At 71.7% G+C, this 14,934-nt stretch carries 15 protein-coding genes; 7 read left to right on the top strand and 8 right to left on the bottom strand.

The window, feature by feature from the left end:
- Window positions 1-7: 7 nt before the first annotated feature.
- Genes ACWEOO_RS07350 through ACWEOO_RS07325 form a run of 6 tightly spaced genes read left to right on the top strand, consistent with a single transcriptional unit; the run spans window position 8 to window position 6,404 of the window.
- Complete coding sequence (locus tag ACWEOO_RS07350; RefSeq protein ID WP_452142254.1) at window positions 8-1,447, top strand: DUF5691 domain-containing protein; 1,440 nt, start codon at window positions 8-10, stop codon at window positions 1,445-1,447.
- Entirely contained in the window at window positions 1,444-2,523 is a 1,080-nt protein-coding gene (locus tag ACWEOO_RS07345) for an ATP-binding protein (protein ID WP_359937196.1), read from the top strand. The genes ACWEOO_RS07350 and ACWEOO_RS07345 overlap by 4 nt, the downstream gene beginning before the upstream one ends.
- Window positions 2,520-4,724: a DUF5682 family protein gene (locus ACWEOO_RS07340; protein ID WP_452142253.1), complete on the top strand. Its 2,205-nt coding sequence runs from the start codon at window positions 2,520-2,522 to the stop codon at window positions 4,722-4,724. Before ACWEOO_RS07345 ends, ACWEOO_RS07340 begins: the two co-directional genes overlap by 4 nt.
- Complete coding sequence (locus ACWEOO_RS07335; RefSeq protein WP_452142252.1) at window positions 4,721-5,866, top strand: VWA domain-containing protein; 1,146 nt, start codon at window positions 4,721-4,723, stop codon at window positions 5,864-5,866. Before ACWEOO_RS07340 ends, ACWEOO_RS07335 begins: the two co-directional genes overlap by 4 nt.
- Before the next feature lie 13 nt (window positions 5,867-5,879).
- Window positions 5,880-6,167, top strand: a complete 288-nt coding sequence (locus ACWEOO_RS07330) for a hypothetical protein (protein ID WP_452142251.1) — start codon at window positions 5,880-5,882, stop codon at window positions 6,165-6,167.
- Window positions 6,168-6,191: 24 nt separating this feature from the next.
- Window positions 6,192-6,404: a GNAT family N-acetyltransferase gene (locus ACWEOO_RS07325; RefSeq protein ID WP_452142250.1), complete on the top strand. Its 213-nt coding sequence runs from the start codon at window positions 6,192-6,194 to the stop codon at window positions 6,402-6,404.
- Here the strand turns inward: ACWEOO_RS07325 and ACWEOO_RS07320 are convergent.
- Together ACWEOO_RS07320 and ACWEOO_RS07315 are read right to left on the bottom strand one after the other, a co-directional pair.
- Window positions 6,401-6,745, bottom strand: a complete 345-nt coding sequence (locus ACWEOO_RS07320; RefSeq protein ID WP_359937207.1) for a YciI family protein — start codon at window positions 6,743-6,745, stop codon at window positions 6,401-6,403. The genes ACWEOO_RS07325 and ACWEOO_RS07320 overlap by 4 nt on opposite strands.
- Complete coding sequence (locus ACWEOO_RS07315) at window positions 6,742-7,692, bottom strand: aldo/keto reductase (protein ID WP_452142249.1); 951 nt, start codon at window positions 7,690-7,692, stop codon at window positions 6,742-6,744. The genes ACWEOO_RS07320 and ACWEOO_RS07315 overlap by 4 nt, the downstream gene beginning before the upstream one ends.
- Before the next feature lie 196 nt (window positions 7,693-7,888).
- Here ACWEOO_RS07315 and ACWEOO_RS07310 point away from each other — a divergent pair, with 196 nt between their 5' ends.
- Complete coding sequence (locus tag ACWEOO_RS07310; protein ID WP_452142248.1) at window positions 7,889-8,458, top strand: TIGR03086 family metal-binding protein; 570 nt, start codon at window positions 7,889-7,891, stop codon at window positions 8,456-8,458.
- 4 nt (window positions 8,459-8,462) lie between these two features.
- Here ACWEOO_RS07310 and ACWEOO_RS07305 read toward each other — a convergent pair whose 3' ends face one another.
- The 6 genes from ACWEOO_RS07305 to ACWEOO_RS07280 form a co-directional block, all read right to left on the bottom strand.
- The gene (locus ACWEOO_RS07305; protein ID WP_452142346.1) at window positions 8,463-9,620 is read right to left on the bottom strand and encodes a hypothetical protein; all 1,158 of its coding nucleotides are present in this window, start codon (window positions 9,618-9,620) and stop codon (window positions 8,463-8,465) included.
- The gene (locus ACWEOO_RS07300; RefSeq protein WP_452142345.1) at window positions 9,604-10,650 is read right to left on the bottom strand and encodes a glycosyltransferase; all 1,047 of its coding nucleotides are present in this window, start codon (window positions 10,648-10,650) and stop codon (window positions 9,604-9,606) included. Before ACWEOO_RS07300 ends, ACWEOO_RS07305 begins: the two co-directional genes overlap by 17 nt.
- Before the next feature lie 83 nt (window positions 10,651-10,733).
- Entirely contained in the window at window positions 10,734-10,928 is a 195-nt protein-coding gene (locus ACWEOO_RS07295) for a hypothetical protein (RefSeq protein ID WP_452142344.1), read from the bottom strand.
- 2 nt (window positions 10,929-10,930) lie between these two features.
- A complete protein-coding gene (locus ACWEOO_RS07290) occupies window positions 10,931-11,560 on the bottom strand; it encodes a DUF2306 domain-containing protein (RefSeq protein ID WP_452142247.1) in 630 nt (209 codons plus the stop codon).
- Complete coding sequence (locus ACWEOO_RS07285; RefSeq protein ID WP_452142246.1) at window positions 11,557-12,216, bottom strand: hypothetical protein; 660 nt, start codon at window positions 12,214-12,216, stop codon at window positions 11,557-11,559. Before ACWEOO_RS07285 ends, ACWEOO_RS07290 begins: the two co-directional genes overlap by 4 nt.
- Before the next feature lie 103 nt (window positions 12,217-12,319).
- Window positions 12,320-14,860, bottom strand: a complete 2,541-nt coding sequence (locus ACWEOO_RS07280) for a LuxR C-terminal-related transcriptional regulator (RefSeq protein WP_452142245.1) — start codon at window positions 14,858-14,860, stop codon at window positions 12,320-12,322.
- Window positions 14,861-14,934 lie beyond the last annotated feature (74 nt).

Raw genomic sequence — 14,934 nt, 5'->3', positions numbered from 1 at the left:
TGGCAGCGTGAAGGGCTGGGACGGCCTGGTCAGCTCGGCGTTGCTGGGCACCGACCGGCGGCCGGTGCATTTCGAGGAGCTGCCGCAGCACATCCAGGCGCGCCTCGGCGACGGCAACCTGCTCGACGCCGCCGCGCTCGCGACCGTGTACAAGCGGGCCGGTCGCAAACCCCTGCGTGGTCTCGAACCGCTCCCGGCCGCGCCCGGCGAGGACCGGCCCTTGCCGCGACCCGGGGCGGTGCGACGACTGGCCGCGATGCTGGGCGGATTCCAGACGTCCGCGCTGGGTGAATGGCTGCGGACCGCGGACGACAACGGCTGGGGTGTCCCGCCCGAACACCTGCCTGCGCTCGCTGACTACGCGCGCAACCGTGCCCAGTACCGTCCGCTCGTCATCGCCGTGGCCGGGCGTCGCGCGCGGTGGCTCGCGGAACTCAACCCCGAATGGCGGTTCCTGCACGCGGCGGTTGCTGAGAGCAACGATCCGGAGCTGTGGACGCACGGGAACGCGATCCAGCGGCGGACCTGGCTGCGCGCCGCCCGCAGTCAGGATCCGGCCGCCGCCCGCGCGGCGCTGGTCGAGGTCTGGCCGGCCGAGTCGGCCGGTACGCGCGCCGACTTCCTCGGGTTGTTCGCCGACAACCTCGCGCTGCCGGACGAGGAGTTCCTGGAGTCCGTGCTCGACGACCGTTCCCGCGAGGTACGGCGGCTGGCCGCGCGACTGCTCGCCCGCTTGCCGGGATCGCAGTACGGCGTCCGCATGACCGAGCGGCTGCACTCGCACCTGACCCCGGCGCAGGGCGTGCTCGCGGTCGACCTGCCGCGCCGGATGACACAGTCGATGGAACGCGACGGTCTCGACTCGCAGAACCCGGAAGGCGTCGGCAAACGGGCCTGGTGGTTCCAGCAGATCGTCGCCAACACGCCGCTGGCGGCGATGGACATCGCCTGGTTGCACACACCTGTCGAGGGATGCGCGCCCGGGGTGTTGCAGGCAGGCTGGGCAGAGGCGGCGATCCGCGAGGGCGCCGTCGGTTCGGAGCCGGACGACACTGCCGGGCGGGCCGCCGAATGGGCGCGGGAGTTGTTGCTGGCGAACGCCGACCTCGGCAGCCGCGGTCCGGCCGAGCTGCTCCGTCTGCTGCCACCGAACGAGTGGGCGAGCGCCGTCGACGCACTGCGCAAGTCCGTCGACGTCGCCGAGTTGGTGGGCGGCCTGCCCGTACCGTGGCCGGCTCCGCTGGGCCGGATGATTCTCGACCAGCTCGCCAAGGTCGGTACCAATCGCGCCTGGGCCCGCCTCGCCAGTATCGCGGCCCGCGCGGTGCCGCCCGACGTACTCGACCATCCGATCACCCGCGAACCGACCGGCGAGGAAGACACCTGGCTTCGCCGCCTCGTCGAGACCCTGACCTTCCGCCGCGAGATGTACGAGGAGCTCACATGAACGAAGTACTGCGCCCGCATGCGGAGGTCGAGTATGCCGACGAGCTGCAAGCGCTGCGCGCGACGGACGACCGGCCGCGACCGCCGGCGTGGCAGCTCTCGCCGGCCGCCGTAGTCACGTATCTGCTCGGCGGGAAGGCCGGTGACACCGAGATCTCACCGAAGTACGTCGGCCCGCGCCGGCTGATCGAGGTCGCGGTCGCCACGCTCGCGACGGATCGCGCGCTGCTGCTGCTCGGCGTTCCGGGAACGGCGAAGACGTGGGTCAGCGAGCACCTCGCGGCCGCGATCAGCGGCGACTCGACCCTCCTGGTGCAGGGGACCGCGGGCACCGCCGAGGAAGCGATCCGGTACGGCTGGAACTACGCACAGCTGATTGCCCAGGGCCCCAGTGAGGCGGCGCTCGTGCCGAGTCCTGTGCAGCGCGCGATGGCGGACGCGAAGATCGCCCGGATCGAGGAGCTGACCCGGATGCCGTCCGACGTCCAGGACGCGCTGATCACGATCCTGTCCGAGAAGGCGCTGCCGATCGCCGAGCTGGCTACGGAGGTCCAGGCCCGCAAGGGATTCAACGTCATTGCCACCGCCAACGATCGCGACAAGGGCGTCAACGAACTCTCCAGCGCGCTCCGCCGGCGGTTCAACACCGTCGTCCTCCCGCTGCCCGATTCCGCCGAGGACGAGGTGGAGATCGTCTCCCGCCGGGTCGCCCAGCTCGGCTCGGCGCTCGAGCTGCCGCAGCCGGACGACGCGCTGGAGGAGATCCGCCGGGTGGTGACGATCTTCCGCGAGCTCCGCTCCGGCCGCACCGAGGACGGCCGGACCGCGGTGAAGTCCCCGTCCGGCACGCTCTCCACCGCCGAGGCGATCAGCGTCGTCACCGGCGGCCTCGCCCTCGCGGCGCACTTCGGCGACGGCGTGCTGCGGCCGACGGACGTGGCCGGCGGCATCCTCGGCGCGGTGGTCAAGGACCCGTCGGCGGACCGCGTCGTGTGGTCGGAGTACCTCGAGACCGTGGTCCGGGAACGCGACGACTGGGCCCCGTTCTACCGCGCCTGCCGAGAGATCTCCGGATGACCGTTCACCTGCTCGGGATCCGGCATCACGGACCGGGGTCGGCGCGGGCGGTGGCGGCCGCGCTGGCCGAGCTGCGGCCGGACATCGTCCTGATCGAGGGACCGCCGGAGGCCGACAAGATCGTCGAGCTGGCGGCGTCGGAGGAGATGGAGCCGCCGGTCGCGCTGCTGGCCTACGCGGTGGACGATTCGACCCGGGCGGCGTTCTGGCCGTTCGCGGTGTTCAGCCCGGAGTGGCAGGCGATCAGGTACGGGCTGGCGGCCGGGGTGCCGGTGCGGTTCTGCGACCTGCCCGCGGCGCAGCAGTTCGGCTCCGCGGGCGGCCGATCCGTGTCGATGGACCCGTTGGCGACACTGGCCGAGGCGGGCGGGTACGACGACCCGGAGCGCTGGTGGGACGACGTGATCGAGTCGCGCCGCGGGGGCGCCGAACCGTTCACGGTGATCGCGGACGCGATGCGGGAGCTGCGGCACGGCGAGGAAGCTCCGCTTGATTCCTTCCCCGCCCCACCGCCCCGGTCAGGAGGCCGGGAGGCGCAGCGCGAGGCGTACATGAGAACCGTTCTGCGTAAGGCGATCCGGGACGGCTTCGAGCGGATCGCGGTGGTCTGCGGCGCCTGGCACGTTCCCGCGCTCGAGCTGCCGTTGCCTCCGGCAACACACGACCAGCGGATCCTGAAGGGCCTGCCGAAGCGCAAGGTCGCCTGCACCTGGGTGCCGTGGACGCACGGCCGGCTGGCCGCGGCGAGCGGGTACGGCGCCGGCATCACGTCACCTGGCTGGTACCACCACCTCTTCACCGCACCGGACCAGATCACGACCCGCTGGCTGGCCAAGGTGGCCGAGGTACTGCGCAACGAGGACCTGCCCGTGTCCAGCGCGCACGTGATCGAGGCGGTCCGCCTCGCCGACACGTTGGCGGCGCTACGGGAACGTCCACTCGCCGGGCTCAGCGAGGTGACCGAAGCGACGCGGGCGGTGCTCTGCGGAGGGAACGACGTACTGCTGGATCTGGTGACCCGCGAGGCCGTCGTCGGGGAGCTGCTCGGATCGGTGCCGGGGGAGACGCCGCAGGCGCCGGTGGCCGCGGACCTGGCGGCGCAGGCGCGGCGGTTGCGGATGAAGCGGGATCCGAGCGAGCGCGTGATCGAGCTCGACCTGCGCAAGCCCAACGACCTGGACAAGTCCAGGCTCCTGCACCGGCTGCGGATCCTCGGCGTGCAGTGGGGCGTGCCGGCCACCGACGAGCGGCGCGCGCAGGGCACGTTCCGGGAGATGTGGCGACTGGCCTGGGATCCGGGTCTGGAGGTCGAGCTGGTCGCGGCCGGCGCCCACGGTACGACGGTGCTCGGCGCCGCGACGTCTGTGATGCTGAAGGACGCCGACTCGCCGACGCTGGCCGACGTCACGGCGGCCTTGGAGAAGTCGTTGCTCGCCGACCTCGCGGAGGCGCTGCCGCCGCTGCTGCGCGGCATCGACACCAGGGCGGCGGCCGATGCCGATGTCGGGCATCTGATGGCAGCGCTCCCCGCGCTCGCCCGAGCCTCGCGGTACGGCGACGTCCGCGGGACCGACACGGCCGGGCTGGCCTCGGTCGCGGGCCGAATGGTGTCGCGGGTGTGCGCTGGTCTCGCCCGGACCGTGCACGGGCTGGACCCGGACGCGGCGGCCGCCGTCCAGGAGCTGATCGACGGCGTCCAGGACGCGACGATGCTGCTGGCCGACGACATACGCTCGGAGTGGCTCAACACGTTGCAGGGCTTGAGCGATCGCGCCTCGGTGCCGCCGCTGATCCGGGGCCGGCTGACGCGGTTGATGCTGGACACGTCGAGACTGCCGGACCACGAGGTCGCGCTACGGCTGGGACGTTCGCTGTCGTCCGGTACGCCGACGGCGGACGCGGCCGGGTACGTCGAGGGCTTCCTGGCCGGCGGCGGGTTGCTGCTGGTCCACGACGAGCGGCTGCTCGCGATGGTGGACGGGTGGCTGGCGGCGATCCCCGACGACGCGTTCGTGGAGGTCCTGCCGCTGCTTCGGCGGACGTTCGGCACGTTCGCGGCACCGGAGCGACGGTCGATCGGCGCCCGGGCCCGCGTCCTGAGCGACCCGGCGGCTGCGGTCGTCGCCGATGATGACGACCTCGACGCCGAGCTGGCCGCGACCGCGCTGCCCGTGGTCGCCCGACTCCTGGGGGTCTCATGAGTGACGAGCGGCTTCGCCGGTGGCGCCTCGTGCTCGGCGGTGAAGCGGAGGAAGAGACCGGTACGACGCTGGCGGGCGCGGACCGCTCCGTGGATGCGGCGTTGGCGGCGTTGTACGACGCGGAGGAGGGCTCGGGCACGCAACGTGCCTCCGGGTTGGGTTCGTCGGCGCCGCGGGTCGCGCGCTGGCTGGGTGACATCCGGCAGTACTTCCCGAACACCGTCGTCCAGGTGATGCAGCGGGACGCGGTCGAGCGGCTCGGGATCACGCGGATGCTGATGGAGCCGGAGCTGCTGGGCGCGGTCGAGCCCGACGTCCATCTGGTGTCCACGCTGCTCGCGCTCAACGAGGTGATGCCGGAGGAGACCAAGCAGACCGCGCGGGACGTGGTCGGCCGGGTGGTGGCCGAGCTCGAGGCGCGGCTCGCGGAGCGGACGAGAGCCGCGGTGACCGGCGCTCTCGACCGGGCCGGCCGGACGGCGCGGCCGCGGCACTCCGACATCGACTGGGACCGGACGATCCGGGCGAACCTCAAGCACTTCTCGCCGGCGCTCGGGACGATCGTGCCGGACCGCCTGGTCGGGTATGCACGCCGCAACCACAGTGTGCAGCGGGACATCGTGCTGGCGATCGACCAGTCGGGGTCGATGGCGGAGTCCGTCGTCTACGCGGCGCTGTTCGGGGCGGTGCTCGGGTCGATCCGGACGTTGCGCACGTCGCTGGTCGTGTTCGACACCGCGGTGGTGGATCTGACCGACCAGCTGGACGATCCGGTCGACGTCCTGTTCGGGACCCAGCTGGGCGGCGGGACGGACATCAACCGCGCGCTCGCGTACTGCGAGGAGCTGGTCACGAAGCCGGCCGAGACCGTGCTCGTGCTGATCTCGGACCTCTACGAGGGCGGCATCCGGGAAGAGATGCTGCGGCGGGTGCGTTCCTTGGTGGAGTCCGGCGTACAGGTGGTTGCCCTGCTCGCGCTCGCGGACTCGGGCTCGCCGTCGTACGACGCCGAGAACGCGGCCGCGCTGGCGGAGCTCGGCGTACCGGCGTTCGCCTGCACCCCGGACAAGTTTCCCGACCTGATGGCCGCGGCCATCCGCCACGACGACATCGCCGGCTGGGCCGCGACCAACATCACCTGAGAGGACCTGTTTGATGTCCACTGTCGAACTGACCCGCTTCCGCGTCCTGCCGGAGCGCACGGACGAGCTGCTGGCCGCGCGGGCCGACATGCTGACGGACTTCGAGGCCGACCGCGCCGGGTTCCTGGGCGCACGCCTCGTGCAGCTCCCGGACAACCAGTGGCTGGACATCGTCGACTGGGCCACGCCGGAGGACCTCGCCGCGTCCCGCGAGAAGGGCGCGAACCTGCCCGGTATCGCGCGGTTCTTCGCGGCGATCGACTCGCTCGTCGCCGCCGAGGACGGCGTCAGCGTCCCGTAATTCGCCTGACACCCACGGCCCGCGGTGCGACCGTGGCGGCATGGAGATCAGCGGCTCGGTGGCGGCAGTCTGCTGCTGAAGCACGCGTTCGCGCACTTCGCCGCCACGTCGGTCGACGTCAACGAGCAGAACCCGCAGGCCGTCGGCTTCTACGAGCACCACGGCTTCCGGTTCGCGTCCCGCAGCGAGCACGACTCGACCGGCAAGCCGTACCCGATCCTGCACCTGAAGCGCTAGCCCGCGATCTCGAGGATGTCGATCGGGGTGTACGGGTCGGCCTCGGCGAAGCGGAGGGCCCACTGGACGGCTTCCTCCTTGCTGTCGACGCGGATGATCGACACGCCCGCGACGAGCTCCTTGGTTTCCGCGAACGGGCCGTCGATCACCCGCGGCTGACCCGGCGTCGGGAACGTGACCCGGGCGCCGCGTGAGCTCGGCATCAGGCCCTCGCCGAGCACCAGCACCCCGGCCTGACGCATCTCCTCGAGAACGGCGTCCGCCCGTTCGAGGATCTCCGGATCCGGCGGGTTGCCGGCCTCCAGGCTGTCGTTGGTCTTGTGCAGCAGCATGTACCTCATAGCGCCGACCTTAGTGCGCCCCAGAACGCTTCTGGCACTTCGTGATCGAGCCACGCCGCCACCTCCGCGATCTCCCGCGGGCTGCGCGCGCCCACCACTACGGCCGGTACGGCGGGATGCTTCAGCGGAAACTGCGCCGCAGCAGCCAGCAGCGGTACGTCGTACGCGCCGCAGAGCTCACGCAGTACGTCGATCCGTCGCAGCACGTCTGGCGGGACGCGCTCGTACCCGTTCGGGGCGCCGTGTGCGGTGTCGGCGAGCACGCCGCCGTGGAACACACCCGCGGCGAGCACGGCGATGCCGAGCGTCTCGCACAGCGGGAGCAGCTCGTCGGCGCCGGACTGGTCGAGCAGCGTGTACCGCCCGGCGAGCAGGACGATGTCGGGGCCGCCGTCGGTCTCGCGGAGGAAGCGGGCCGCGACGTCGGCGTGGTTCACGCCGAGCGAGATCGCCCGGATCGTGCCGCGCCCGCGCAGCTCGGTGAGCGCCCGGAAGGCCTCGGTCGACGCGGCCGGGAAGTCCAGCTCCGGGTCGTGGATGTGCAGGACGTCGATCCGGTCGATCCCCATCCGCTCCAGGCTCGCCTCGAACGACCGGATCGTCGCGCCGTACGAGTAGTCCAGCCGCGGCCCCAGCCCGGCCGGCGGCTCCGCCCAGATCGGCTGCAGGTCCGGGCCGCCCGGCTCGATCAGCCGCCCCACCTTGCTGCACAGCACGAACTCGCCCCGCGGCCGCCCGCGCAACGCCAGCCCGGCCCGCTGCTCGGACAACCCGTACCCGTACACCGGGGCGGTGTCGAACAGCCGCACGCCCAGCTCCCAGGCCCGATCGATCGTCGCCACCGCCTGCGCCTGCGGCACCGCGGCGAACATCCCCCCGATCGAGGCCAGCCCCAACCCCAGCTCGCTGACCCGCAATCCCGTCCGCCCCAACTCCACCGTCCGCATGCCTCAGACCGTAGAAGGCCCCACCGACATCCAGCCCGGGGAGATTCGGCAGCTCGACAGGAGGTGTCCGCCGACCCGCCCGTCTTCCAGGCGTGCGCGGGTCGGCGCTCGCCGGTAGTGGGCGTATACGTACTGTCGAGCTGCCGCGCGACGGCTGGGGCTTCCCCTCGTGTGTGCGGCGCGGCACCATCTGGAGATGGGTGAGATCGCGGAGCGGTACCGGCGGCGGGCCGAGGCCTTCGAGCGGAAGGTCGCGGCGGTGCAGCCGGACCAGTGGGGGAACCAGTCACCGTGCGCGAAGTGGACCGCGCGGGACGTGGTGGAGCATGTCGTCACGATGCACGGGACGATGCTGACGCCGGTCGCGCGGAAGCTGGAGCCGGCCGACGACCCGCTGACCGCGTTCCAGGAGGCCCGGGCCGCGATCGAGGACGTCCTCGACGATCCGGTGGCCGCGCTGACCGAGACCGACACACCGAGCGGGCGGCTGACGACCGAGCAGCACATCGACCAGGTGGTGTCCGACGACCTCGTCCTGCACGGCTGGGACCTGGCGCGCGCCACCGAGCAGGACGAGACGATCGACCCGGTCGACCTCGAGCGGCTCTGGGCGACGGCGGTCGCGATCCCGCCCGAGCTGATGGCGAAGTACCGGACGCCGGGCGCGTTCGGCGAGGGCATCGAGGTATACGGCGCCGAAGTGCCCGTGCCGCCGGACGCTCCGCTGCAGGACCGCCTGCTCGGACTCCTCGGCCGCGAGCCCTGACCGATCAGTCGGCGAGGAGCCGCGCGAGGTTGCTCGGGGCGTAGTACGCGGTGGGGTCGGGGCAGATCGGGGCCGCGGCGAGCTGCGCCGGGTCCTGCATCAGGAGGGCGTGGCCTTTCGCGATCGCCGGGTCCAGGTACTCGTGTCCCGGGAGGTCCGCGACCGCCGTACGGCAGCCGAGCGCCATCCCCTCGAACAGGGCGGTGGTGGACACCCCGACCTGGTACGTCGTGGTCGCCAGCAGGTCCAGCGTGCTGCCGCCGGTGGAGAGGTCCACGCCGGACGGAATCGTGTAGTCCGCGGGACGCTCGCTCGGGTGCAGGCGGTACAGGACTTCCAGGTCCGGGCGTTCCTTGGCGACCGCGTCCGCGACCTTCACCAGTTCGGTGCCGATCGTTCCCTGCGACAGGAACACCACACGGCGCTGGTCCTTCGGCCCGGGCTTCGGCAGGAACGGCGCGCCCATCACCTCGGTCCGCATCCCGGCCGGCAGGTCCGCGACGTCGGTCCAGTACGACCCGAAGCACCACAGCTCGTCCGGCTGGTCCGCGACCACCGGCCGGCCGGGGTAGCTGTACCCGAGGTGGAACGGGCTGATCGCGCCGTGCTGCAGCTCGACGACCTGGATCCCGAGATCGCGGGCGGCGCCAACGATGTGCTGGTGGAAGTACGCGACGACCAGGTAGACGGTCGTGATCCGGTGCTTCCGGAGCAGCGCGCGGTAGAGCGCGCGCAGCCGGAGGTGCTTCGGGACCTCGCGGGCCAGCAGCGCGCCGACCGGGATCCGGACACCGGTGAGTTTCTCGAGTGCGTCCGCGATGCCGCGGTCGTCGGCGGTCCGGCGGTGGACCGCGCCGGCGGCGGAGGTGAAGAAGTCCAGGTTCTTGCTGCCCGGCAGCGGGGTGCCGTTGATCCCGGAGTCAAGGATCAGGGCGCGGTCGCCGAGCGCGGCCCGGAGTTCATCGGTGTAGATCTCGACACCGTTCGGTTTCCGGGGGTGCGGTACGACGAGCGCGTCGTACCGGCCGGGGAACGGCGTGCGGGTGACGATGCCGGCGACGTGTTTCCCGACCAGCGCGGCCTTGTCGTACGGCGTCCGCCGGACCGGGTGGGACGCGCCGTGGATCCCGGTGCGGCGGGTCAGCTCATGGAAGACGCGCATCCGGATGATCGGCCAGGGATGCATCCCCTTGACCCGCCACCCGAGCAGATCCAGATCGTTCTCCACCGTCCAGATCGCCGCGCACAGCTCCGCCACCGTCGGCCGAACCGTGCCGTTCCCGGTACTCGTCATGGTTGATCCCTACTATCCCGGCGAGACTACCGACGCCCGAGAAGAACCGGCGGACTGCCTTCAGCAGGTGCGTCTTCCGGCCGAGCAGCAGCCCGGCGAGGGCGAACCCGATGGCCGAGATCACCCGGGCGGAAGCATAGGCCAGCACCAGGACGTAGCTGATCGCGCCCGGGCGGATCAGCAGGCGGCTGATCGTGTCCCCGCTGCCGGAGCGGAAGGCACGCCGGACCAGCCAGCGCAGCGTGGTGCGGCCGACCGGGACCTCCTCGCTGATGCAGGCCTCCTCGCACCAGACGATCCGGAACCCGGCGCGGTGGACGCGGAGGAAGAAGTGCAGGTCGCTGGAGCCGGTGTAGCGGAACGCGGGGTGGAAGCCCGGGGTGACCGCGTGGTAGACGCGCCGGCTGACCAGCGTGTTGTTCGTGTACGCCTTGCGGAGCTCCTCGCCGGTGGTGTGCCGGCCGGTGGAGTCGTGGACGTCGCTGTAGTGGTTCCAGGGCGGGGCGCCGGGCGGGAGGTGGCCCTTCACCGGGCCGGTGACGACGTCGGCGCCGGTCGACTCCCAAGCTTCCAGCAGCGTCCGCAGCCAGCCGGGCGGGGCGACCTCGTCGTCGTCGACGAAGATCAGCGCGTCGTCGTTCCAGCACAGCTCGACGGAGCGCTCCCGGGCGAAGGGGATCCCCGGCTCCGGTTCCACCACGGACTCGACCGGGTACGGCGTACCGTCGGCGAACTCCGCCAGCACCTGCGCGGCCGACCCCTCCGCGTCGTTGTCCACCACGACGATCCGGATCGCGTAATCCCCGTCCGCGGGCAGCTCCTGCGCCTGCAAACTCGTCAACAACCCCCGCAACAGAGCAGGTCGCCTGAAGGTAATCACCGCAATGGCGACACTCATGCTCATGGCGCCCGAGACTATCGGTCCCACCCAACAACCGCTCGTCCAACTCGTGTGAGATCCGGCGCCGAATGCGAAAGGCGCTAGTCGACAGGGACGACCGAGATGAGGGTGAGGCCGAGGTCGCGGATTCGGGCGAGGAGGCCGTACAGCTCGGACTGGTCGGTGATCGGGCCGCGGAGGACGGTGGTGCTGTCGGGGCCGGGGGCGAGGGTGAGGTCGGCGAACCAGCCGGACCAGCGGGGGTCGAGCCGGCCGGCGACCTTCAGTTCGTACATGGTCAACGCCGCCTCCGGATGAGCCATTCGGCGATCGCGGCGTTGACCGCCCACCCGGCGCTGACCGAGACCGCGGTGCTCAGCTCGCCGGTCCCGAACAGGGCCTGCCCGACGCCTTGGGTGAACACCTGTGTGCCGGCGCCCAGCCCCAGCGCGTACGCCCGCATCATCCAGGCGCGGTGTACGGCGACGTCGCGCCGGCGGATTGCGGCGAAGCCGAGAACGACGCATGCCCCCATCGCGCTCGCCACGACCAGCCGCACGCTCCACAGCAGGGCACCGCCCGGTGCGCCGGAGTAGAACAGCGTCATCCACAGCCCGGAGCCCGCCACGAGCAGCCCGGCCGCGACGAGGACCCGTCCGGCGCGCCGGTGCCAGCCGATCTGCGTACGGCGTACCCGGCGCGAGAACTGGAAGGCGCCGACCACCGCGTACACCGCCGCGCCGGCGACGTGTACGACGACGGGCGCCGGCGAGGCGTCCACGCGCGGGTTGTCCGGCATCACGACCGGCCCGCCGGCGATCTCCACCAGGCGGAGCGTCCCGGAGACCAGCGGCACGATCGTGAGCAGCACCAGCGCGAAGGGGATCCAGGCGTCCGATCGCGCCCGCGTCGCGGCGTACCCGCTCATCGTGTCACCGCGACCGGCTTCGGCGCCGACGTCGTCGTGGTGCGCCAGAGCGAGACGCCGAGCGCGATCATCGCGATCCCGTTCGGGTAGGCGAGCAGGCGGTAGAAGGCGTCCGGCATCACGGTGAGCGCGGCCGAGACGAGTCCGCCGACGGCCAGCGGCACAGTTGCCCAGCGAGCGAGCACCCGGGCGCGGAACAGCGCGATCCCGAGCAGCAACCCACCGGCCAGGTAAGCGAATCCCTGCACGCGCAGCACCGTCGCCAGCGCGCCGATGTCGCCGGCCGGGTGACCGCCGGACGCCGCCTCGAGGACGTCGCGCACGTAGCCGGGGTTCGTGTCCGCGATCGACGGCAGGACGTACGCCGACACGGAGGTGGTGCAGAGGATCGACAGGTAGCCGACGGCGAGGACGACGTACCCGATCAGCCCGAGGAGACCGTTGCGGCGGATCTGGCTCAGGTACAACCCGCTGATCCCGGCCAGCGCCAGCGCCGCCATCACGAGCTTGAGTGTGTTCCGGACGGCGAGCTCGGTCGTCACGATCGAGGTGAGGTCCAGGTGCGGGTGCCCGATCTGGACGCCGATGAAGGTCAGCCCGGCGGCGGCCGCGGCGGCCGCGGAGGCCTTGGTCAGTGTGGTGGTGGTGATGGTCATGTCCGAACTCCCCCTGCTCGCGCTTGTTCTTGCGGATGTTCGGAACGTAGGTCGCGAGGTGGTGAGCCGGCGTCACAACATGTGGTGATTCACGTGGTGACAGCTAGAGCAGACCGCGTTCGCGGGCCCGGCGTACGGCGCCCGAGCGGTTGGTCGCGCCGAGCTTGGTGAAGATGCGTTTCGTGTGCGTGCGCAGCGTGTTCAGCGACACGTACAGCCGGCGCGCGATCTCCGGACCGGTGAGCTCGGTGTCGAGCAGCCGCAGTACGTCGAGCTCTCGCTCGGTCAGCGGTTCGATCAAGGTGGTCTGGGCGGTCGCCAGCCCCTCGTCGAGAAGCAGACGACGGTACTGCTCCGGCTCCGGCGCCGCGTCCAAGGTCTCGCGCAGGACGTCCTGAGCCGCCGCGTGGTCGCCGCGCGTCTGGTGGGCGAGGGCCCGCAGTACGCCGATCTCGAGCAGACTGCCCGCGCGCCGGCCGTCGGCATCGGCGTGCAGCCGATCGAGCAGCTCTTGTACGTCCTCACCGCGGCGGATCATGAGCCGCGCCCGGGTGAGTTGGCCGTACTCGTTCAGGTACGACACCGTGTCCGGGATGCCGCGGACCCACGCCTCGGCCGCGACCAGGTCGCCCGCCGCGAGGTGTACCCGGGCGCGCATCGCCGCGATCGGCCGCAGCTCGGGATACGACCCGCGCCGGTACAGCTTCTCGGCCTCGTCGAGCAACTGCAGGGCGGCCGTGCAGTCGCCGCGCGCGACCTTGACCTGCGCCATCGCGACGTACCAGCGGTGCCGGTTCTCGGTGATCGAGCCCTGCGCGGCGAGGACCCGCGCGGTCTCGAGATGGGCCTCCGCGCTGTCGAGATCGTCCAGCTCCCGGTCGAGCTCGGCCAGGCCGACGTGCAGGTCAGCCGTGACCCGCGGATACGGCTCGCCGTTGCGGGTCGCCGCCGCCAGCGTCTGCTCGAACCCCTGCCGCGCGCGCGACGGCCGCCCGGCCGCGAGCCAGAGATCACCCATCACCACCGTGCTGTCCTGCTCGTCGACCAGGTTGCCCGCTGAATGCAGCTCGCGAACCGCCGTCGAGAACGTCGCCAGCGCCTCCTCCACATCACCCGCTGCCCACGCCGCGAGCGCCAGGAACCCGCCGGCGGCACCGCGAACGAAGTGGTCCTCGGCCGCGGCCAGATCCAGCGCGCCCCGCGCGGACTCCACCGTGGCCTGCACCTCGCCCCGTGCCTGTGCCAGCGCGGCCCGGTAGATCAGGAGCATCGCCGGGGCGGTCCGCAGATCTTCGGTGTCCGCCCAGGTCGCGGCCAGCTCCGGATCCCGCGCTCCGGCCTGCAGCGCGGCCTCCGCGGCGTCGAGCCAACGCGCCATTCGGTCCAGCTCGCCGGCCATCATCGACGACCAGGCGGCCGCGATGCACAGCACCGGATTCCGTTGGACGACGGACTCCGGCAGCGACCTGATCCACCCGAGGAGCATGGCGTCCTGCCGCGCCCGCCGTACCTCGGGCAGGGCTTCCTCGATCAGCCGTCCGGCCAGCTCGTGGTCGTCAGCCGCCAGCGCGTGCCGTACTGCCTCAGGGGCCAGGTGCTGCGCGGCGTACCAGTCGCTCGCGGCACGATGCAGACGCGGCAGCTCCTCCGGGTGTTCGGCGAGCAGGCGGGCTCGCAGGACGTCCCGGAAGAGGTGGTGGTAGCGGTACCAGACCCGGTCCGGATCCAGCGCGACCACGAAGACGTTGCCGCGATCCAGCTCGTCCAGCACCTGACTGCTCCCGGTGCGACCGGTGACCGCGTCGCACAGCGGGCCGGTCAGGCGGTCGAGAACCGCCGTACGCAGCAGGAAGTCGCGGACGTCGGCAGGCTGCCGAGCCAGCACCTCGTCGGCCAGGTAGTCGATGACGAACCGATGGCTGCCGGTGAAAGCGTCGATGAATCCTGCGACGTCGGGCGCGCCACGCAGCGACAGCGCGGCCATCTGAAGCCCTGCGACCCAGCCCTCCGTCCGCCCTTCCAAGGCCCGTACGTCGTCCCCGGCCAGCCGCAGCCCCATGACGTCGTTGAGGAAAGCGTCCGCCTCCGGCTCGGCGAATCGCAGGTCGTCGACCCGGATCTCCGTCAACTGCCCGCGAGCACGCAGCCGAGCCACCGGGAACGGCGGGTCCGCGCGCGTCGACAGGACCAGGTGCAGCTGATCCGGAAGGTGGTCGAGCAGGAACGCCACCGCCTCGTGCACGTCAAGCGCTTCGATGGCGTGATAGTCGTCCAGCACGAGCACGGTCGGCCCGTCGGCCCGGTCCGCATAGTCGTTGACGACCGCGGTCAGCGCGGCCACCGTCGGTACGTCGGCCGCGGGCGGTGCGACCCGGAGACCGGGCAGGGCCGCCCAGAGGTGCGCCAGGAACCGCGGCAGGGCGTTGTCCCCGTCGTCGAGCGACAACCAGCCCACCCGCTCGTGCCGCGCGGCCCACTCACCGACGAGGGTCGTCTTACCGAACCCGGCCGGTGCGGACACCAAGGCGAGCCGATGACCGGGCGTCAGGACGCCGTCCAGACGCTCCAGCAGCCACGGTCGTGCCACCAGCCCGGACCGCCGAGCGGGCGGGAACAGCTTCGTGGCGAGCACCGTCGTCGACACCTCTGGATGATAGATCCGGCGACCTGTAACGCCGAGGGCCGCGCCAACGATTTAGGGCAAGGACCGAAAGTGGT

The organism is Kribbella sp. NPDC004138, assembly GCF_053603655.1.
Note: the sequence above shows the minus strand (reverse complement) of the source record. Positions and strands in the feature narration are given on the sequence as shown.